This is a genomic window from Spiroplasma kunkelii CR2-3x (assembly GCF_001274875.1).
GTDB classification, from domain to species: Bacteria; Bacillota_I; Bacilli_A; order Mycoplasmatales; family Mycoplasmataceae; genus Spiroplasma; species Spiroplasma kunkelii.
Map to the genome: position 1 here is coordinate 1,026,659 of NZ_CP010899.1, position 20,343 is coordinate 1,047,001.

The 20,343-nt window shown below is 22.6% G+C and carries 32 protein-coding genes; 12 read left to right on the forward strand and 20 right to left on the reverse strand.

Features of this window, described 5'->3' with window-relative positions; genetic code table 4:
• Nucleotide 1 precedes the first annotated feature (1 nt).
• The 10 genes from SKUN_RS05615 to SKUN_RS05655 all read right to left on the reverse strand — a co-directional run bounded on the left by SKUN_RS05615 (nt 2) and on the right by SKUN_RS05655 (nt 4,990).
• Nucleotides 2-214, reverse strand: a complete 213-nt coding sequence (locus SKUN_RS05615; RefSeq protein WP_053391197.1) for a hypothetical protein — start codon at nt 212-214, stop codon at nt 2-4.
• Nucleotides 215-271: 57 nt separating this feature from the next.
• Nucleotides 272-1,150, reverse strand: a complete 879-nt coding sequence (locus tag SKUN_RS05620; protein WP_053391198.1) for a hypothetical protein — start codon at nt 1,148-1,150, stop codon at nt 272-274.
• Complete coding sequence (locus tag SKUN_RS05625) at nt 1,125-1,469, reverse strand: hypothetical protein (protein ID WP_053391199.1); 345 nt, start codon at nt 1,467-1,469, stop codon at nt 1,125-1,127. The genes SKUN_RS05620 and SKUN_RS05625 overlap by 26 nt, the downstream gene beginning before the upstream one ends.
• A 3-nt stretch (nt 1,470-1,472) precedes the next feature.
• Nucleotides 1,473-1,670: a hypothetical protein gene (locus SKUN_RS05630; protein ID WP_053391200.1), complete on the reverse strand. Its 198-nt coding sequence runs from the start codon at nt 1,668-1,670 to the stop codon at nt 1,473-1,475.
• On the reverse strand, nt 1,636-1,812 hold the full coding sequence (locus SKUN_RS09395) for a hypothetical protein (protein WP_158500799.1): 177 nt from the start codon (nt 1,810-1,812) through the stop codon (nt 1,636-1,638). The genes SKUN_RS05630 and SKUN_RS09395 overlap by 35 nt, the downstream gene beginning before the upstream one ends.
• Before the next feature lie 162 nt (nt 1,813-1,974).
• Nucleotides 1,975-2,868 (reverse strand): hypothetical protein, encoded by an 894-nt coding sequence (locus SKUN_RS05635; RefSeq protein WP_053391201.1) that lies wholly within the window; start codon nt 2,866-2,868, stop codon nt 1,975-1,977.
• On the reverse strand, nt 2,861-3,139 hold the full coding sequence (locus tag SKUN_RS05640; protein WP_053391202.1) for a hypothetical protein: 279 nt from the start codon (nt 3,137-3,139) through the stop codon (nt 2,861-2,863). The genes SKUN_RS05635 and SKUN_RS05640 overlap by 8 nt, the downstream gene beginning before the upstream one ends.
• Entirely contained in the window at nt 3,139-3,441 is a 303-nt protein-coding gene (locus tag SKUN_RS05645) for a hypothetical protein (protein WP_053391203.1), read from the reverse strand. The genes SKUN_RS05640 and SKUN_RS05645 overlap by 1 nt, the downstream gene beginning before the upstream one ends.
• Before the next feature lie 42 nt (nt 3,442-3,483).
• A complete protein-coding gene (locus SKUN_RS05650) occupies nt 3,484-4,602 on the reverse strand; it encodes a PBSX family phage terminase large subunit (RefSeq protein WP_053391204.1) in 1,119 nt (372 codons plus the stop codon).
• On the reverse strand, nt 4,592-4,990 hold the full coding sequence (locus tag SKUN_RS05655) for a hypothetical protein (protein ID WP_053391205.1): 399 nt from the start codon (nt 4,988-4,990) through the stop codon (nt 4,592-4,594). The genes SKUN_RS05650 and SKUN_RS05655 overlap by 11 nt, the downstream gene beginning before the upstream one ends.
• 303 nt (nt 4,991-5,293) lie before the next feature.
• On the opposite strand from SKUN_RS05655, the gene SKUN_RS05660 reads away from it, so the two are divergent.
• Nucleotides 5,294-6,277: an IS30 family transposase gene (locus SKUN_RS05660; RefSeq protein WP_053391206.1), complete on the forward strand. Its 984-nt coding sequence runs from the start codon at nt 5,294-5,296 to the stop codon at nt 6,275-6,277.
• A 194-nt stretch (nt 6,278-6,471) separates the two neighbouring features.
• Here SKUN_RS05660 and SKUN_RS05665 read toward each other — a convergent pair whose 3' ends face one another.
• From SKUN_RS05665 to SKUN_RS05700, 9 genes are all read right to left on the reverse strand, one after another.
• On the reverse strand, nt 6,472-7,068 hold the full coding sequence (locus SKUN_RS05665; protein ID WP_053391207.1) for a hypothetical protein: 597 nt from the start codon (nt 7,066-7,068) through the stop codon (nt 6,472-6,474).
• Nucleotides 7,069-7,800: 732 nt separating this feature from the next.
• Complete coding sequence (locus SKUN_RS05670; RefSeq protein ID WP_053391208.1) at nt 7,801-8,058, reverse strand: hypothetical protein; 258 nt, start codon at nt 8,056-8,058, stop codon at nt 7,801-7,803.
• A 630-nt stretch (nt 8,059-8,688) separates the two neighbouring features.
• On the reverse strand, nt 8,689-9,036 hold the full coding sequence (locus SKUN_RS05675) for a hypothetical protein (RefSeq protein ID WP_053391209.1): 348 nt from the start codon (nt 9,034-9,036) through the stop codon (nt 8,689-8,691).
• Nucleotides 8,984-9,652, reverse strand: coding sequence for a rolling circle replication-associated protein (locus SKUN_RS05680; protein ID WP_053391210.1), 669 nt, complete (start codon nt 9,650-9,652; stop codon nt 8,984-8,986). The genes SKUN_RS05675 and SKUN_RS05680 overlap by 53 nt, the downstream gene beginning before the upstream one ends.
• Nucleotides 9,653-9,840: 188 nt before the next feature.
• Nucleotides 9,841-10,350, reverse strand: coding sequence for a hypothetical protein (locus SKUN_RS05685; RefSeq protein WP_053391211.1), 510 nt, complete (start codon nt 10,348-10,350; stop codon nt 9,841-9,843).
• A 246-nt stretch (nt 10,351-10,596) separates the two neighbouring features.
• On the reverse strand, nt 10,597-11,622 hold the full coding sequence (locus SKUN_RS05690) for a spiroplasma phage ORF1-like family protein (RefSeq protein WP_053391212.1): 1,026 nt from the start codon (nt 11,620-11,622) through the stop codon (nt 10,597-10,599).
• Nucleotides 11,623-11,778: 156 nt separating this feature from the next.
• Nucleotides 11,779-12,330: a lipoprotein gene (locus tag SKUN_RS05695; protein ID WP_053391213.1), complete on the reverse strand. Its 552-nt coding sequence runs from the start codon at nt 12,328-12,330 to the stop codon at nt 11,779-11,781.
• Between the two features lie 51 nt (nt 12,331-12,381).
• On the reverse strand, nt 12,382-12,507 hold the full coding sequence (locus tag SKUN_RS11415; protein ID WP_268794815.1) for a hypothetical protein: 126 nt from the start codon (nt 12,505-12,507) through the stop codon (nt 12,382-12,384).
• Between the two features lie 48 nt (nt 12,508-12,555).
• The gene (locus tag SKUN_RS05700) at nt 12,556-13,194 is read right to left on the reverse strand and encodes a hypothetical protein (protein WP_053391214.1); all 639 of its coding nucleotides are present in this window, start codon (nt 13,192-13,194) and stop codon (nt 12,556-12,558) included.
• A gap of 324 nt (nt 13,195-13,518) precedes the next feature.
• Here SKUN_RS05700 and SKUN_RS08505 point away from each other — a divergent pair, with 324 nt between their 5' ends.
• From SKUN_RS08505 to SKUN_RS05740, 10 genes are all read left to right on the forward strand, one after another.
• Nucleotides 13,519-13,632 (forward strand): hypothetical protein, encoded by a 114-nt coding sequence (locus tag SKUN_RS08505; RefSeq protein ID WP_144416777.1) that lies wholly within the window; start codon nt 13,519-13,521, stop codon nt 13,630-13,632.
• Nucleotides 13,632-13,889, forward strand: a complete 258-nt coding sequence (locus tag SKUN_RS05705) for a hypothetical protein (RefSeq protein WP_053391215.1) — start codon at nt 13,632-13,634, stop codon at nt 13,887-13,889. Before SKUN_RS08505 ends, SKUN_RS05705 begins: the two co-directional genes overlap by 1 nt.
• Before the next feature lie 389 nt (nt 13,890-14,278).
• Nucleotides 14,279-14,605 (forward strand): hypothetical protein, encoded by a 327-nt coding sequence (locus SKUN_RS05710; RefSeq protein ID WP_053391216.1) that lies wholly within the window; start codon nt 14,279-14,281, stop codon nt 14,603-14,605.
• Nucleotides 14,598-15,038 carry a DUF3627 domain-containing protein gene (locus SKUN_RS05715; protein ID WP_083436093.1) on the forward strand — a complete coding sequence of 147 codons (441 nt, stop codon included), beginning with the start codon at nt 14,598-14,600 and terminating at the stop codon, nt 15,036-15,038. The genes SKUN_RS05710 and SKUN_RS05715 overlap by 8 nt, the downstream gene beginning before the upstream one ends.
• On the forward strand, nt 15,039-15,188 hold the full coding sequence (locus SKUN_RS09400) for a hypothetical protein (RefSeq protein WP_015967972.1): 150 nt from the start codon (nt 15,039-15,041) through the stop codon (nt 15,186-15,188). It begins immediately after the preceding gene.
• Between the two features lie 2 nt (nt 15,189-15,190).
• Nucleotides 15,191-15,394 carry a DUF2649 family protein gene (locus SKUN_RS05720; protein ID WP_053391217.1) on the forward strand — a complete coding sequence of 68 codons (204 nt, stop codon included), beginning with the start codon at nt 15,191-15,193 and terminating at the stop codon, nt 15,392-15,394.
• A gap of 362 nt (nt 15,395-15,756) precedes the next feature.
• Nucleotides 15,757-16,770, forward strand: coding sequence for a hypothetical protein (locus tag SKUN_RS05725; RefSeq protein WP_053391218.1), 1,014 nt, complete (start codon nt 15,757-15,759; stop codon nt 16,768-16,770).
• On the forward strand, nt 16,763-17,167 hold the full coding sequence (locus SKUN_RS05730) for a hypothetical protein (RefSeq protein WP_053390910.1): 405 nt from the start codon (nt 16,763-16,765) through the stop codon (nt 17,165-17,167). Before SKUN_RS05725 ends, SKUN_RS05730 begins: the two co-directional genes overlap by 8 nt.
• The gene (locus SKUN_RS05735; RefSeq protein WP_015967964.1) at nt 17,167-17,403 is read left to right on the forward strand and encodes a hypothetical protein; all 237 of its coding nucleotides are present in this window, start codon (nt 17,167-17,169) and stop codon (nt 17,401-17,403) included. Before SKUN_RS05730 ends, SKUN_RS05735 begins: the two co-directional genes overlap by 1 nt.
• Nucleotides 17,404-17,414: 11 nt before the next feature.
• Nucleotides 17,415-19,592, forward strand: a complete 2,178-nt coding sequence (locus tag SKUN_RS05740) for a spiroplasma phage ORF1-like family protein (RefSeq protein ID WP_053391219.1) — start codon at nt 17,415-17,417, stop codon at nt 19,590-19,592.
• Nucleotides 19,593-19,621: 29 nt separating this feature from the next.
• Here the strand turns inward: SKUN_RS05740 and SKUN_RS05745 are convergent, their stop codons facing one another.
• Complete coding sequence (locus tag SKUN_RS05745; protein WP_053391220.1) at nt 19,622-20,059, reverse strand: lipoprotein; 438 nt, start codon at nt 20,057-20,059, stop codon at nt 19,622-19,624.
• 116 nt (nt 20,060-20,175) lie between these two features.
• Between SKUN_RS05745 and SKUN_RS09880 the strand changes: the two genes are divergently transcribed.
• A complete protein-coding gene (locus tag SKUN_RS09880) occupies nt 20,176-20,331 on the forward strand; it encodes a hypothetical protein (RefSeq protein ID WP_200902984.1) in 156 nt (51 codons plus the stop codon).
• Nucleotides 20,332-20,343: the final 12 nt, after the last annotated feature.

Below are 20,343 nucleotides of genomic sequence, written 5' to 3' on the forward strand. Positions count from 1 at the left end.
ACTAATTATGTGTACTAATTATATTATCAACATTACCACTATTTACTTTTACTTTTGCTGGTGGTGTTATTTTTCAATGTTTAGACCAATAAGGTTTAGAATTTGCACCTTCTTCATTAATAGTTGTTCCAACGGTTGGATTAGTTGCAGTTGATGTTGTTTTATCAGTTATTACCATACCTTCATTATTTTTTTCAATTCAAAAATCAGACATTGATTGTATATGTTCTTTTCAATCTTTATAACCAGTAATAATTGTTGGTTGTATACCTTAAATATTATATCAACTTACTTCGGGTAATGCATAAGTATTTATTTTATCAGGTGGAGCAGGATACATGTTATACATTAATAAATCACGAGAATTCATTACTTTTTTATTAAATTCACCTTTAATAATTGGTCGACCAATAACAAGCATATCAAATAAAATAGGATTACCATAAAATTTAACTGCCATTGCTCTAACACCAGGGTCTTTTAATAAAATATTATCTAATTCAACAATACCTTTATTTAGTTTTTCATCATAAGTTATTTTAGGAAAACAATAACCTTCACCAGGAGCACTTGTTTGTATAAATTGTCGTACTGATAAACCACTATGACTAATTTTGTCATTAATACTTGAAAAAGTAATTTCTTGTCATAAAAAACTACCATCATAAGGTGAATAATAATTAATAACATTTGATGGATATAATCATTGTCTATCTTGTGGGGCAGAATTAATATCACCACCACCAATATTTAAACCACGGTCATTAAATACAGTATAAAAATTATAATAATCATTAATATTTAATTTTTCAGAATCTTCATCTAAAATTAATAAAGTATATTGTCTTTCTGTTGATTGCTGAGTAAATACTTGTTCAAATTTGGCTTCACCAAATTGAATTGAACTTCTATCATCAATCATATAAGCATCTCAATATTTACCAACTTTAACTTCTTTTGTATAAAAATTATCTGCTTTATTATCATTATTTATAAAATAACTTAATTTATATTGTTTTAAATATTCTAACATTCTATTAATATCATAAATATTTTCACCATCAATTAATTTTCAATAATTATTTTCATTTTCATCTTTTAATTTTATCGCAAAAGGTGTTTCCTTAATTGGCTCATATTGTTGAGTCAACTGGTTGCTTTTTAAAATCATCAATATTTAAAATATTAATTTCTTTACCTTTATATTTTTGAACTATTTTTAAACTACCTTGTCATTGAGCAATCGTACTTTCCATATTATCAAATATGCGTGAATAACTACCATAATCACTTGGTTTTGCATTATTAGGTTTTCAGCCTGTTTCTGTATCAGGAATATATGAACTATAAACATTAAAAGGAAATACCATTCAATGTCTATTATCTCGTATATTTTCTCTAATATCTATTAAAGTATCATGGGCTTGTCTTCTTAATTCTTCCATAACACCTGGGTTAATTCTACTCATTTTTTAATCCTCCTTAATTTCTGTTCTACCTTGTAAGGCATTTTGATTATTACCAGTTTCATCATATTCTAGTAATTTATTATTATGTTCTATTTCTTTGGTTTGCATTTTATCTTGTCATTTTTCAATTTTTTCATAATATTTAGTTGCTTCTAATTCATCAATATTATCATATTCAGTAATTGCTCTTATTGGTTCCATTGTTCCATTGTCTAAATCTAGCAGTAATTAATTCATTTTGTCGCATTTGGTCAACTAAACTAGCACTAACAAAATCAAAACCATAAGGCCGTTCACCATTACCATCTCATAAACCATAATATTTTAAAACAATATCAAACATCTTAGTATAATATTGTTTACGATATGATTGTAAATATGCTTGTTTTTCTAAGTCTTTTGTTTTTTTTATTAATGATTGTGTTTTATTTTCTTCACTATCTGAAGCATCGCCAAAAGGACTAGAAAAATTAGATGCTATATATACTTGTTCAATAATAGATTTTTAGTCTTGTGTATATGTTTCTAAAATTGGTGTACCTTGTACTACTTGTAAAGATTGAGATGATGTTCCATCTGCTGCTGTTTGACCTGATTGAATAAAAATATCACCAAATACATCTTGTAATACTTTTTTATTACCATTATTATAAGCAGTCATTAAATTATCATCTAATTGACCATATCAGTGTGTACGATTTGCATATCTTTCTTTTGATTTAATATTAAAACTATCTTCTAAATCAAATTGTAATTTATAACAATTTGACATTGTAGGTCATGGATTTAATGTAGTTGATGTTGATAAAAATAATGGATTAGGTTCATTTATCATTTCTCAAAAAGGAATAATACCTAATTTATTTTTAAATTCTTGTACTAAAATAGGTTTAACATCATCTTTAATTTCTGTTTTACTTTGACCAACAACTACTTCATTATTTTTAGGTCAACCTTTAATAATTATTTTATCTTTAGTACAAATTAAATTTAAAATAAAACCACTATCTGATTGATGATAATTTAATCAAATATCAGCACCTTGTTCAATTTCATTTATTTTACTTACTCTTGAAGTAAAGTTAAATGGATTAATTCATAAATCAATATTACCATCACTAGTTTCTGATAAACCAAAAATAGTTTTACCCATTAAACTTGCTGTTAATTCATTTTTATCTAATTTCTCTTTTATTTTATAAGTTTCATATCATCAATTTAATTTTTCTAAAATGTCTTTACGATGAGACTTAAATAATATATCTTTACCATTTACTAAACGCATTTGATGGCGAGCAATAATATTTGCTAAATTAATTGTTCAATCATAATTATAATATTTTAAAACACTATTAATATCATTTAAGTTTGGTAAAGAAGGGTATGTACTATTATTCATTATTATTTTGCTCCTTTAATTTTAAAATAAGTCCATAATTAATTATATTTACAGTTAATAAACTAGGTTCATTTGATAAAACTTTTACACATACTTTAACTTTTTTATATTTTTTAATATATTCGTTATATAAATTTAATTTACATATTGCAATATTATCTTTTTTTAATTCTTGACAAAGTCTTTTTTTAACTTGTCCACAAACAGACATATATGGTCTTTTTGCATTTATTACACGCTCATCATGTATTACATAAATATCTTTTTTCATTAAGTTATTCACTCCCTTTGTTGCCATAATTTATAATCTGGTGAATTATTATGTTTAACCATTGGTATTAATTCAAAGTGTAAAGCATAAAAATAACTATCAAATGTATCATCATATAAGTCTAGCATTCTTTCTTCCCTTGAATCTTCTTTATCTTCTCATTGAATTAATTCATATTGATTTTTACTTACAGGACATTTTTCTCATAATCATTTTAATTGATTAGTATTTATTAACATTGTAAATGCTTCAATACGATGCTTTACTTTAAATTTTTGTTTTTGTGCTGGTTTAAATGTCATATATTGACCAAAACTATAATTATATTTTTCTCGATTTAAACTTTATAATATTGCATAAGCACTATCATCAACATTAATTGATATACCTTGTTGTATTAAATTAAAATATTGATTTAATTGATTATTATAAAACTCTAAAATATCTTTTACTTGTTCTAATGGTCCTTTAAATTGTTGTGTAGCATTTGAATGAGTATATTCTGCGACTTTATATGCTTTTTTATCAAATAAATTATATAGTCAAAAAATAGCTGCTGTTGTATGTCCTTTTGGACTAGTAGAGTTTGCTAAGTCAACTCCACCCAATAATTTTGTTGGTTGAATAATATCTGTTGCTTGCATAATATAAATATATCTTGCAAAAATTGAACCACTAGTATTACCTGGTAAACCTCAACTTCATACTCTTGCTCTTTCAATATCTAATTGTTCTAATCTTAATTGTTCATTAACTTTATCTTGTGGTAATTCATAATTAAGTCTTCAACTAGAATAATGAATAATAATCTTCATATTTCATTTTTCGATGTATTTAATTTGTTCATATTTACTACGCATTATTTCTTCATTAAAAGGTAATAATTCATTACAATAACCAACAATATATCTTTTTAAACTTTCAAGATTACAAGTATTAATTGTTATTTTATTTTGATAACCACGAATAGCAAATTCTAAATCACTTAAATCTTTTTGTTGAAATTGGTCACATTCTTCTCTTCAATCAATAACTAATTTATATTTATTCAAATCAGCAAAAGCTTTTAATTTTTCTTTTCGACTTGGTGAATGTAAACCTTTACAATATATTTTGCTACCATTTGATAAAGTAAAAGTAAAATTTGATAAATTAATAGTATAAGGAATATGATTTTCATCTAACATATTTCATATATTTTGAAATACACTATCTTTTAAATCTTTACTCCAATACATGCTAGCAATGATACAAATTCGTTGTTTAATTAATAAACTAATTTTTAATAATTCACCAAACATTTTAATATTTGAAATAGTCTTACCACTATATCGTGTTCCAATTTGATTAATTTCATTAACTAATTCATATTTTTTAGCAAAGGGATATTTATTACCAATACTACTATTTTGTAATAACCAATAAGGAGTTTCTAACAAATAAGTAAAATGATTAAGCATCATTATCACTCTCTTTTTTAATATCTCTAATATCAGTTTGTAAATTAACTATTATTGGCTGTTGATTATTTAAGTTTAATTCTTGTTCTAATTGTTTTTCTTGTAGTGAATATTTATAATTAAATGCTCGTTGTCAATATGTTTTTACTCCATCAGGTGTTTTAACCATTGCTTTAATTAATTCACTTTCAATTTTATCAACTTGTCGTTCAAGCAAAGGAACTATCTTTTCGCTCCGATAAATTTCTTGTCTTCAATGACGAGAAAGATTGAATTCATTGGTTAAATCATTTAAAGTATATGGTTTATCAGATGATTTATTTTCTCAAAATTGCTCTATTTTACGATAAAAAGTTGCTAAACTTGCTGTTTTTGGATTAAATTCTTTCATTTTTTACTCCTTTTTGCATATTAAAATTGCTATTATTTAATCATAATGTTTAAATAAAAGAGTAATAACAAACTTATCAAGAACTAAAAACGTAGCAAAATGTATTAAAGAACTTAATATTATTTTTATTATATTTATTTTAAAATTAAAAAAAGACTTTTTCAAGTCTTTTTTGTAAAACAAGTTTTTAGAGATACAAATTTGAAACTTTTTATACTTTAATTTTATAACTTTAAAAATAATTGTCAATAGTTTTTTAAAAAATAGTGTATAAATAACTTTAAAAGATTGGAGATACAATATATGAAAGATTATACACATGTAAAATTTGATGAACGAAGATTTTTTAAAGATTTATTATCTTCTAATGCTTGTAAAAAGAAAAATGGAACAATTAATTTATCTGAAATATCAAGGCAAACGGGAAGAGATATTAATACTGTTAAAAGAGAAATTAATAGATTTAAAAAAATAGAAGATTATACAGCAGTTGTAGCACATAAAGATTATTATAAAAAACGAAAAAAATGTATTAAAAAACTACCTGAATTTACAGAAGAACAGATTAATTTTATTCAAATTAGATTTAATAAATATCATGATTCTCCAAGAGAATTAATTTATCGTTATTTTTTAAAATTTGGTGTTAAATTTCCTGCCTGTGTTAAAACATTGTATAAATGAATTCGTTTAGGTTTTTATGGTTTTTTAAAACAGAATTTGCGACATCGTGGTAAAAAATATAAAACAAAAGGAAAAGTTGATAATCGTGGTAAATTAACTAATTTTAAATCAATTTGAGATATTGAAAATAAACTTTCTAATTTTGGATGATTTGAAATGGATACGGTGGTTGGTAAAAATCATCAATCTTTTCTTTTAGTTTTAGTAGAACAATCAAGTAGAAAATATTTTGCAATAAAATTAGAAAATCATACTGCTAATGAGGTTTTTAAAAAGTTTAAAGAATTAGTTAAAGTAAATAATTTAATGGGTAAAATAAAAGGCGTAATAACTGATAGAGGAAGAGAATTTTATAAATGAAGAAAAATAGAAATGTTTGTTGAAACACAAGTATATTTTTGTGAAGCTGGTAAACCTCGTCAAAAACCTTTAATTGAATATATGAATAGTGAATTGAGACATTGATTTCATAGGAGAACTGATTTTAATAAAGTTAGTCAGAAACGATTAAATTGAGTAATTAATGATGTAATTAATGAAAAATTACGGCCCTGTTTAAATTGAATAAGTGCAAAAGAAATGTTTTTACAAAATATTAAATAAATTTATTAAAATTCTTAATAAATCCTTTTTAGTGTGCTTAAATATGATTAAATTAAGTTATATTTATAAAATATTTTAATTTTTTAAAAAATAGTTGCATTTATTTTAAATGATGTTATCATCAAATTAACAAGAGATATAAATTTGGAACTTGAATATACACGATACATTTTTTAAAATTAATATTTATAAAACTAAACATTTTTTATAAAAGTTAGTATTTTTTCTGGTTCTATAAATAATTTAATTGAATTATTATTTTCTGAATATCCTTCTACTCTAAAGGACATATTCAAATAAAAGTTACCATTTTTTTCTATAAAATTTAAATTATAAATAATTTCTACCTCATAATTTATATTTGGATTATATTTATAAAATTTTAAATTAAAGTTATCTTTTTCTTTATCTGAAAGACTAATAAAATGATAATATCCGTTAGGTTTTTGAAAAATAACTTTATATGTATCTTGATTTAAATCTTGGTCTAAAACAGAGAAAAACATATTAAAATTTTTAAAATAAAAACCAGTAAAATTTTCTTTTAATTCATCTAAAGAATTAATACCTAATTCTTCTGTAAAATTAATTTTACAGTCAAATAATAATTCATCTTCAAGAATAGAATGTTTAATACAAAAATCCTTTGTATTAAAATCTATAGTAGCATTTTTATTAATGATGCTACTACTTGAAAAAGAAGGATATGGACTCATTGCCATTAATGACACTCCTCCACTTGCTGTTATAGCCGTTGCTCCGATTAAACTTAATAATTTTTTTATATTCATAAATATATTATTCCTTTCTTTTTTTATTTTTATGTATTTAATATACATAATTTAACTATATTTAATTATTTTTCTTTTGTCAAATTTCTTTAAAAAATCTTTGGGACTGTTGTGTTACTTAATTAATCAAGTAAAAGGGACTTCGCCCCTAGGTCGCTTCGCTACCTGTACCCCGCAAACAACACACGGAGGAGGGACTTTATGTCCTCCCCGTGTGTTGTTTGCCTATCTGTTTGTCTCTGTCTGTGTCTGTATTTATTTGCTTGTATTTGTATCTGATTTTAATTTTATTTTTTATAATAATAATTATAAAAATAAATATAACTGCTTACTTTTAAGGTCTAATTTGCCCCTTAAAACGCTTTATATAAACAAAAAAGACATAGATTATTAATCATCTAATCTATGTCTTAATATTGATATTTTTTTGATGTTTATTATCGTGAAAATTATAACACTTTATAGGACTAGTACAAAGCATAATTTAGTTTTTATGATTTTATTATATATCATATTTTCCTTTTTCCAACTATTCATTAAATTAATTTACATTTATTTAATCAATAATTAAAAAATCCCAATCAACAAGATTCACACACATTTATTTATCGTACATTTTGCTTTATTAAATATCATTTGACAAGTCAATATTTAACAGTGATAGAGAAGCAACATTTTTATATTATTCTAACCATTATTATTTTTTTTAATTTTTATGTTAAATTATATATTTTAATTGTTTACTAATTGACACATTACACTAGATAAAGATTGTAAATTATAAGTATCTTGTAAATGCAGCAATTTATTATATTGAATAGGAGTTATTTTTATTGTTTTAGAAACTAATTTTTTATAAAATGACTTATCAATTTCTAAGACATCGTTAATTTCTCAATTATCAATTAAATATCTTACTGTTTCAGAAAAAGACCAAATTTTAATCTTATCTCTTATTTGAATTATTTTAGAATAATGTTTTAAAGACATTGGTAAGTAAAACGATATAATATTTTTGTCTTTAAAGTTTTCATCAATTTTAAAAATTTATTTATATTCAGAAATATTAATCTTTTTTCTAATGTCGTTCATATTATTTATTCACCACATTTCTATTTTTGAATAATATAATAATCAGACTTATAAATAGTGTTTATTTTTTTACAATACAAATAATTTGCTAAGACGCACACATTTATATAAATTATTTGTTTTTAATAAAATTAATAAAAAATATTATCTGTTCTACTGATAAACAAACTTAAATAACAAAAAAATTATAATTTAATTTAAAAAATAAAAATAAATTAAAAAAAGAGAAAATTATTTAATTATTTTTGATTGGATGAAGTTGTTTATCAATTTAAATATTAAACCATTATCTCTTTTAATGACTTAATAACTTACCTATATACTATAACTAAATTAAAGTCAAATATTTCTAAAATTACTATAAAATAAAAGTGTAGAGTACCCAATCAACAAGAACTCTACTTTTTTATTATATCAGTTTTAGTTATTTAAACACACTGAAAAATTAATATTTATTAAAATATTAATGACAAAAATTACTTTTAGATGTATAATTCTAAATGTAAATGTTTAATTTTAAAATTTTTATTATATTAGTAAATTGTTGTTTAAACTAATAATTTTTTTATGTCGTTTTTTATAATTTTCAAAGAATAATTTTTGTTCCTTTCAATGTTGATATTGTTTTTTATCATATGGAATATATTTTTTCATTTGTCAAAAATAGTCTTTATTTCAATCACTATCAATGCTAACACCCATTAAATAACCATCTTTATTATTAAACATAAAATTATGTTTTGTACCTTTTAATGAAGCGATTAATTCCATTTCACACATTTCAATAACACCAACTTTAATAATTGAGTCAACACAATTGGCACTAAAACAATATGCTTTGGTATTTAAGTCATAAATATTTTTGCTTTTTTTCATTACTTTGGACTTTGACAATATATTTAACAACATATTTACTAATAAATTCATTTGTACCGGTTTCAACTGGTAAATTTTTATTATATCCATAAGGCCAACATTTTCTAACTACTTTATTAGGGATATATTCACTAAATATGATATGAAAATGAACTGTTCCGCGATTTTGATATTCATAAGCAACAAGATATTTTAAATCTTTATATTTATTTTTCTTATATTTAGAAAAATAATAATTTAACCTTCGAATAAATAATCTAAAATGATAATTTGCTTTTTTAATATCTTGGACATTTTCATCATAAGTTAAAGTTAAAAAACCCATATTTTTACAACCACTAAAATTATGAATTGCTTTACGAATACAATTTGCTTGGGAACGAATACGACTATTTAATAATTTAGTTTGATTTTTACAACTATTTTTAATCCCAGTTAGATTGCTCTTACCAAATTTATTAATATATTCTAACGGTAAAACAACTGTTTTAATATAAGGACCATAATATACTTTTTTAACATAATATTTTTGATTAACAAAATTACTATTATCAATATAAGGTCTATACAAATTTTCTCCTGTTAAACAATTATAAGGATTGATATTTACATTCATTTTTTATTTTCTTTTCTAAAACAAAAATAAAAAACATTTATTTATATTTAAAGTTTCGTTCAAGAAAACTTTTATTGGTTTAAATACATTAAACATTTTGATAAATGTTTTTTTATTTTAATTTAGATTATATTTTTAGTTTTTTATATTGTTAATTAATTTTTCGGTTTAAAAATAAATTTAAAATACTATTGATTAAATAAATGAACTAAATTTCCAAAATCATCTACAGTAAATATTACACCATTTATACTATTTATTAAAGGACTAGAAAAAATATTGCCAAATGTAGCAAGAAGATTACTATAAAAAATACTATTTTCTTCTATTTTTGACACAAAAATAAGTTCATTATTATCATTAATTTCTTTTAATTTTAATTTTAAAAAATTAACCATATTAATAATTCTTATATCAAGAAATGGTACTCTTGTATCAATTAAAAATTTATTTAAATTTTTAATTGTTTTTGAAGACAAATAAATAATTCAATCTGCAATAAAAGTTTCTTGTTTTTCATTATCTCTATATAAAGAATCTTTCAATATTTTATCTTCTCCACCAGTAACAGAACTGCTACTTTCTGCTGTTGAAAAATTTGAACTTTTATTATTTGGCATCATTGCCATTAAAGGTGCTGCTCCACTTGTTGTTATAGCTGTTGCTCCTATTAAACTTAATATTTTTTTTATATTCATAATATATTATTCCTTTCTTTTTTTTATTTATATGTATTTGCTATACATAATTTAACTATATTTTATTATTTTTCTTTTGTCAAATTTACTTATTTTTACTTTGGGGCAGTTGTGTTACTTAATTCAAGTAAAAGGGGCTTCGCCCCTAAGTCGCTCCGCAACTTTTACCCCTTTAAGTAAGGTGGTGTGGTGGTTTATCCACGAACCACCTTACTTTTTTTCTTAACAAAATACATTTTACTACTACTAAAAATAGCGTAAAAGTCCGTTAACCATTGCTAAAACCAATATAGAACTTAACATAATCTTAAATGTAATATCAAAAGCAAACAAATTACCAATATTATTAAACAATTCAGGTACATTAATAAACACATGTACTATCCCATTAACAAATTTATAAATTTCTTTCATACCAGGCAAATTATTTACAATCCAAATTGCTGCATTTTGAATATGACAAGCAATATTATATCAACTACAAATTTTATAAGGTATTTTTCAAATATTACCACTATTAATTTCATTATTTCAATCAGTGGCATTATAAAGACTAAAATTAAAACCATTAATTGAAATAGACCTATCCTCTGTTAATCTAGTTGTATTAAATCTAATTACATTAAAACCTTGATATTTTGTTCTATCTGTCATATCTAATAATTTTATTGATTGAGTTCATTTATCATTATTAGAAGGTAAAATATCAGTCTTATAATCTCAATTTGAATAATAAGAAAAATAATCATTAGTACTATTTATCGTATAGGCATTATACAACTGCACTTGTGGTTTTAAATAATAAATATTTGTATCAGTAAATCTTAAAATATTAAAAACCATTGATTTTGGATATAATAAAAAACCATTTTTTACAAAAAATACAAAACCTAAACTACCATTATCAGATGTAAAATAAATACATTCTCTAAAATTAGAAATATCAAATATAACTCTTAAAACATTAAAATAAAAATAATCTAAAATTAAAAATAAATTATCCAACGAATAAAAATTTTGTTTAACATCATTAACAAAATAATTACTATTAGATTTTTTAAGAATATCCATATTAATCAATTCTTTATAATTAAAATTTAAAACTAAATAATTCATATCAAAATGTTTATAACTTTGATTGGCAATAATTGGCATAAATAAATATTGTATAATTTCTCAATTAAAAGTAAATTCATATTTTATATTGTTTTTATAAATAAAAATATTTAGCAATTTATTTGGGGTTTTATAATTAATAATTAATCTACCCAAAGAACCCTTAGAAATATCTTTTGAATTTCAACTTAATCTATACTCCTTGCATTTGTCTTATTAAATCACCATTTTCATCTTTTTTAAATTTTACTAACACCTCATCTTTACAATAAGGCACTTCACAATCTAATCATTTATTAATAAATGCCATTTTTATTCACCCTTAACTTTTATATTACCATCATCATCAATAACTAAATCAGGTACATTTTGTTCTTCACCATTTCAACGATAAACGGCTTTAAAAACTTTTTCACTAGATGGTTCACAAAATTTTCAATTAAATGAACCATTCCAAAAAATTGTTATGTCTTTTGGATATTTTACTGCTTCATATTTAAAAGTACCTTCTGTTTCCATAAAAATAAATAATTTTTCTATTCCATTTTCATTAATAATTACTCTTTTTCCATTTTTTATTTCTATGTCATTTTTAAATTTTGTAACTCTTCAATTTTCGGTTGAATTACTATGTCATACCACATAATAATATTTACTATCAACTTCATTAAATGGTTTTTCTTGTGGTCCTATTCATTCTAAGTTATTTTTAATATTTTCATCTGTTGTATTTATTTTATTTTTTTCTTTTAGTTGTGTTAATTCTTCAGGTGTATATTCTTGTTTTTTACTACAACCAACTAAACTTGTTGTACTTGTTCCTAGTAATGTAATTGCACCAAATAAACTTAATAATCTTTTCATATGTATATCTCCTTTATTATTTTAATTACATAATAATTTTAGCATAATGAACTAACTAGATGGAATAAATGTAATACTAATAGGGTTATTACTTTTGTTTCTAATACCCAAAACATTTGGATTAGAAACATCTATCGTAATATTTTTATCATTACCAAAATATTTATAAAATTTCATACTACTATAGCTTCATAAGTACTTTCATACAAATTTTTTGTTAAATCATTAGTTTCACCGGTAAATAATGTTGTTTTTTTTATTTTCTTTTATATTAGCAAGGTCATAAATTAAACTACCTTCCATAAAATTAACTTTATCATTTTGTGAACGACCAATGGAGCGTAAACTTAATTCGTTTAATGTTTTAAAATTTCTTTCTTCACAATTATAAACACCACCCAAAAGATTAATATTTCTATCAGGAATAAAATTTTCTATATTTGGTTGTGCACATTCAACTTGTAAATTATTAAGATTAAGATTATTAAATTGAATTGATGAATAAGCATGTAAAAATTGTTCTAAAGTAGTAATTGTTGGATTAATTTGTTTTAAATCAATTTCAGTTTCATAATAAGCATCATTAAATTTATTGTTAAATAAATTATAAAAATTATTAAGCCTAATTATTGAAGTGGTATTAGTACATTGCATTGGTGCTGTAATTTTAGCAATTAATGGTAGTACTACATTAGAAGGCATAATATCAACAGTATAAGGTTTATAAGTAAGTGGGCCAGGTGGTAATACTGCTTTAGGGTAAAAAAATGTTGTTTCTTCAAGTAAATCATAATCTAAAGCACTTGTTTTAATAACACTATTTCATGCTTGAACATTACCATTTGGTTTAATAAATTTAGCCATTGTTTGTCATTCACCTTGAAAGTTTTGCAATGCAGTAATATTATCATTTAAAGTAAATGGATTTTCTGAATATGTTGTAATTTTAAAATTAGTTTTACCAATAGTTTGTAAATTAATTAAATCAATAACATAACTTTCTAATGTTCCATCAGTAGTTGGATTAAATTCTAATTTTTTATCTAAATCAGTTAATTTAGTATCTTTATCTAATGCTTCAAAATCTTGTGATAATATTACAATTTCATCAGTTCCACCATTAACATTAATTTTATTTTGTCCTAAATCAACTGTTGAATAAACTTTATTTCCTAATTTAGTGTTCTTATTGTATTGGGGATTTTTCTTTATATTGGTTTAGGAATTTATCAAAAAATTCGTCAAATTGAACGAAATAAAAAAGATAAAAAAGAAATTGAAAGAAAGGAGGATAAAAAATAATGTTAGGTATGTATTTAACAACGGCGGTTAATTTTTTAACAACAACAGCACCTACACCTAAAAATATGACTGAGGGTATGACTGGTATTTGAACTGGATTAACTAGTGCATTATGAAAAGTTAAAGATGGTGTAACAAATATTTTACCTGAGATAATGGTTTTTTTAGGCGATGCGTGAATTATTTTAATTCCGTTTGCTATATTTTGTATTATAAAAATATTAAATTTTTTCCGTATTATGGTTAAAGGAGTTTAGTATTTATTATTTATCATATATTTTAACTGTGGCACACTAGTTTTTATATGTGATTTGATGTAAAAAATGAATTTATTAAATAGAAAAATGAACTTATTATATTTACTATTAAAGTTCTTAATAGTTATTTTCAGTGTGCCAATTTTTATTATTTTATATATTTAACAATGTTTATTAACAGTGTTTATTAAACATTAAATAAACAATATATTAACTTTTTTTATAACATTGTTAATAATCAGTGTTTATTACAATAAATAAACATTATACGAACATTATTTATAACATTGTTTATTAAGCTGTAAATGTTTTCTAAATAAGTGTTTAATTTTTCTAGTTAAGTTGTGAGCTGTTAATTTACAACAAATATTTAGTTAGGAGATTATATTATGGATATGAAATTTAAAACAACTAAGGAATATAAAAAAATAAAGAGAGATTTTATTAAAGATATTTTTTGATTAAATTTGATTTGTTTTTTTGGACATATTATTAATTTATTTATTTTAAGTTTATTTATTTATCTTTCAATATTAAGTTATGGTAAAGATTTTCCATTCTTTGAAATTATTATGTCTGTATTTGCTTTTATATCATTTATTTTTATGATTATTATGCATATAAAATATATTTTTGAAATTAAGGTGGATTTTGATGTTGAAAAAGAAAAATTAATTCAATATTGACAAATTGAAGGAGTTAATAAAATTGAGTAATTATATTAAGAAAAATCAGAATATAGAAAATTATTTTATTAGTAAGGAATTTATCCCTTTTACAACAGATAAAGCAAGTTTTATTAATTTACCCAATCATAATCGCCATATTGGTTTTTGGTTGAGTAATAAGTTTATTTATCCGAGTGAAAAACATTCAGAGCAAGTAGCAATTGGTTTGATTTATGATAATTCTTATCCTATTATAAAGTATGATGAAAATTTAAAGCGAAATATTTGAAAATATTTAACTGGAACAGAATTAATCAATTTATATAATCAATATAAACAAAATTATTTTACTAAAATGAAAGAAGCGTTATTTTCAAGTGAACCTAAAAAAGTAAAAGCAAATAATAACAATAATAATTTAATAAATTGAACTGTTGAAAAAGAGCAACAATTAATTAAAGATTTGGAAGATTTAAATTAAATGAGTTTATATGATTATTGAGTTCAATTTGTTAGTTATATTATTGGTGCAAATGCCCCTGAGTTTTTATATGTTATATCGTTTGTGTTATTTATTGTTTTGTTTTTTGGAATGTTTTTTAAACTTATTCAAAAAATGTGGAGTTTTTAAATATGCAAAATGATTGAATTAAATTAAAAGAGTTTTTTATTCATATATTTTTGTTTATAGATAAAACAAATGTTGAAACTATTACAATGTGGAATTTAACGCAAAATGAATATTTAACTTTAATGGTTGGTATTTGAATTGTTATTTTGTTATTAACTTGGTTTTTCTTGTGAATGGTTTTTAAAATAGTTAGTTGTTTTAAATAATTAAATTTTGTTATTATTATGGTTTTCTCTCCCCACAAAATTTTAAAATCTTTTTTTGAATATAATATATATTTTCATTATGAATGCAATAATTATTAATATAAATAATGTTGTAAAAAATATTTCTTTTGCATTTATTTGATTAATATTTTTAAATATTCATTCTACAAAATTAATTGTAGTAATTAATTTTTCGATAGGATTGATTAAAAAGTTTATAATTCCAATAATAGGCAATAATAGGCAATAATATTGAAATTATTTTTAAAATTTTCTTAATTTTTATCACTCTATTTTTTGATTTGTGGGGAGAAAAAACCATAATAATACTAGTTTAATTATAAATAACTATTGGAGGTAAAATGAAAAAATTTATATTTTTCTTTAAAAATTATTGTTATATTAGTGGTTCAATGATTTTATTTAGTTTAATTGATTTATTATTTTGGATAATTTCTTTATATTGTGTTGGTTTGGTATTTTGATTGTTGTTTGCTTTGCAGTGTGTTTATTTTGTGTGATGATTGTGAGAAAATATTTTTTATCAGTTAAATTCTTTTCGGTTAGTTCAATTTATTTGAGATAATCCGTTGTCGGTAATTATTGGTAAATTAGGAACTGGTAAAACATTACTTTTAACTTATTTATCGCAAGTTATGAAATTATTGACAGATAAAATTTATAGTAATTATCCGTTAGAAGATGATAAAGTAAAAGTTTTAACATTTAAAAATTTAGATTTTACAGATAGAACAAAACCAGTTCCCCCAGATGATAGTGTTATTTTATTTGATGAAAGTTATTTGTATATTGATGGAACTAGTCCTCACGATGAGAAAAAAGTTCATAGTGGTAAAATACCGTGAATTGTTTTAGCGAGACATTTTGGTAATCGTGCGTTGTTTACTGCTCAGCGTGAGGGTATGATTTGAAATAATATTCGCCAGTTAGCAAGTGGAATTATTATTCCAATTTCATTGAAAAAACCTGTTGCTAAAAAGGGATTTAATTTTTTTAATCGTTTCTTTATTATGCGAATTGGAATTTTTCAAGATATAACAGATTATGAAATTTGAAAAACAAAATCAGTAGAACGAACAGCAGAAGGTAAACGAGTAAAACATAAGTCGGATGTTGGATTAGGAATTCGGTTTTTTAAAATAATTATTCCTCTTGAATTTGCCAATAAGTATGATAGTCAATGATTAAAATTTGTGCGTGATTTAAAAAATAATGAAATTGTTAATAAAAAAGAATATTATTGGTCAGAAATTACAAAATTAAGTGTTAAAGAACGATTGGAGTTATTTGATATTGATATTTTGAAAAAGAATTTAAAACCTAAAAAAGAGAAAGGAAATAGTAAAGATGATTAATTTATTAGTTGAAAATAATAATAGTAATTGAGACAAGATTTTTAGTTTTGTTTTTGATATATTTTTGTTTATTTTTGATGTAATTTGAAATACAAAGTTACCGATGACAAATACGTCAATTGCTTATTTTTTAATCTTTTTTATGGTTATTAAGTTATCTATTTATGCAATTCACGGCACATCAACACAGTATAATAATTTAGGTTCAACAGTACAAATGGGGGTGTCAAATATTTATTCTGCTACTGCTCGTGGTGTTTTTGATACTAAACAAGGTATGCGAAAACATATTAAAGAGCGTAAACAATTTAAAATTAATCGTAATAAAAAACAATTATCAAGTTTAGCAAAACAAGCAAAAACAAGAGAACAAGGATATAGGAGAATGCATAAATAATGATTAAATTAGTTTTATTGGTGGCGGCAATCGCTATATTTGGAACTGGTTTTATTACTGTTATTATTAATCAATTTACATCAGCAAAAAATATTATTATGGATTTATATAATTCTGATACTTGGTTGATTTGATTATTTGGCAGAATGGCAGTTTTGTTTAGTCATCCGTTAATGTTAACAATATCAAGTTTATATATTGTTGGGTTTATTGTTTCAAAAACATTGTATAGTTAGGAGTTGAATTTATGAAAAAATCGTTATCTTTATTTGCCATATTTATTTTAAGTTTTTTAGGTTTGGTTATTCCATTTATTACTTTAACGGCGTTTATACCGTTAAATGGAGAACATTATACACTTAAACAAGAGAATAGTATTGATAAAGGTATTAATGAAACTGATTTTATTAATACAATGTTTTTACGCAGCAGTTTTTTTGAAAATTGGTCTGAAACAAATTATTTTATTAATCCAACTTTAAAAACATCAAAAAAATTATTGTTTAATGATAAATGGTATTTGGATTTTTTACAAGATAGTTATTCAACAGGAGTTGTTTATGATAAACCAAGTTCATCTTTTTTTAGTTTTTATCACATGTGAGATAGTTGAAAAAATACATATATGGTTGAAAAATTTTATGATGTTAAAAAGGAAAATTTTTTAAATGATTTAACTGATTTTATTTATGCTTTTGCTTTAAAATATCAGATGTATGATGTATCTAAAAAAATTGTGGAAAATGTTGACCGCTATAAAGAAAATCATTATCCAAGAGTTAAGTTAAAACAAGATAATTGAAAATTAATTAATAGAGATAATTTTGTAAAAGAAAATAATGAAAAAAATAATAAATGATATATTTTAATTGCTAAACAAATGCAAAGTGATAATTTTTCTATTATAAAATTTAATTTTTCAAGTGAATTAATTTGAAAAGTTGGAGAACATGGAGGACATAGAATTAATAATCGTTGATATGTTTATATTCATTCACTATATCGTTGAGATGGTGAGGGTGAACCTGAAACACCAACAATCAATAAAGACACTGGTGAAGTTATATTAGAGCCGAATACTTATCAACAAAATTTTGTAAAAGAATTTATTAATTATTCTTTAACTGCTGTTTTGCAAGAAAATATTAGAGTTCAACAAGGTGGTAGTGCGGATTATGAAAATCCGAATAAGGTTGGAACAAAGCGGATAATTTTTGATTTTGAGACGGTTGATGAATTAGATATTAAAAATATTAAAAAAGCAATTTATCGGATGATTTTAACTGTTGATGAAGCAAATACAATTATTTCAGGTAGTTTAGAGTTAAATAATGTTAATAGTGATGATTTAAGTTTTAATTTTAGTTTTATGCGGATTGGAACTGGTCAAGTTTTTAGTTTTAATGGTTCAATTTATTCATCCATAAATAATAAAGATTTAACATATTATCAACAGTTTAACGGTCAGTTTTATTTATCTAAGTTTTTACAGTCGTTTTTTGCAAGTGCGTTGGTGCCAGTGTTTCAAAATCGTAGTTCATTTATAGAAAATGGTTATATCGATAATTTGCAATATGATACTGTTTTAGTTAACTTTTTTGCTTTGAAATTACAAAATTTTAATAATATTTTATTGAGTGATAATATCAATGATAAATTACAATTTGATAAATTATTAAATAGTATGTTTAAGATTTCACAGAAATTTTATACTAATTATTTACGTACGATTTTTGATTTAGAAAATAATACTTATGTTCAAGGTTATAATAAAAAATATGGTTTATTAGTAAATAATGGTTTTAAAATTTATCCACGATATTTTTATTTTTCGGATAAATATAAGCAATTAGATATTAAATTATATTCAGCATTTAAAAATCGGTTTTATACCATTAATAATTATGGTAGTGTTTTTAATTATGATTTTTCGGTTTCTAATGATTATAATATTAAGTTAAATTCTGGTTATGTTTTTGGTGGTGATTTACAAAATAAATATGGTTTGCAATATAAAAAAATTGAAGAACAAAAAATCGGTTATAATGTTTTTGAATTGCAAGCTCAAAAAGAGAATGATATGTACCGATATTATGATTTTAATTTTGGGATTTATAATTGACAAGAGATAAATAGTGGTGGTTTATTCCCTGATAAGCAATGATGACAAGTACAATATGTAACGCCTGAGGGTTGATGAGATTTTGGTGCTCATATTAAAAATGCCGTAATTTGAATTGTTAATACTATTCCTGGTGTTAAACAAGTTAACGAGTTAGCGAGTGGTGTTGGTAAGGTTTTTGAGACAGTATATAGTTTTTTTAGTCAAATATTTGAAGTATGAAAATTTAATCCCGCATTGTATAGTACAATAACAAATATCTTTTTATTAATTATTTTTATTAAATTGGTGCGATTAATATAAAAAAGGAACTGTTATTTAGTTCCTTTTTGTTATTTTCAGTCAGTAATTTCACCAGTGTCTTTATTGATTGTTGGTGTTTCAGGTTCACCCGCACCATCTCAACGATATAGTGAATGAATATAAACATATCAACGATTATTAATTCTATGTCCTCCATGTTCTCCAACTTTTCAAATTAATTCACTTGAAAAATTAAATTTTATAATAGAAAAATTATCACTTTGCATTTGTTTAGCAATTAAAATATATCATTTATTATTTTTTTCATTATTTTCTTTTACAAAATTATCTCTATTAATTAATTTTCAATTACTATTTTCTGGTGGTTGTTGTGGATTATATGATAGTTTTGTTTTATTATTTTCTTTGTTTTCATTGTTATTATTTTCTTTATTACAACTGATTAATGTTGTTGTGCTTGTTGCTGTTAATCCGATTGCTCCTATTATGCTAATTCATTTTTTCATATATATTGCTCCTTTTTATTGTTTTATATATAATTGATTTTATTATATATCAATTATATATCAATTATTTGTATTAAATATTAATCTTATATATTTTTGATGGTAGGTGTAAATTAATGAAATATATTATTAATAATTTTAATTTGTTTGATTTACAAGCAAAATTAAAAAATTTTTTAAGTAAAAATTATAAAAATAAATATTATAAAAAAATAAAACAAAAAATATTTTCATATATTAATTTGTGTAATGATTACATGGAGAAGAATTAAAAAATAAAGCAC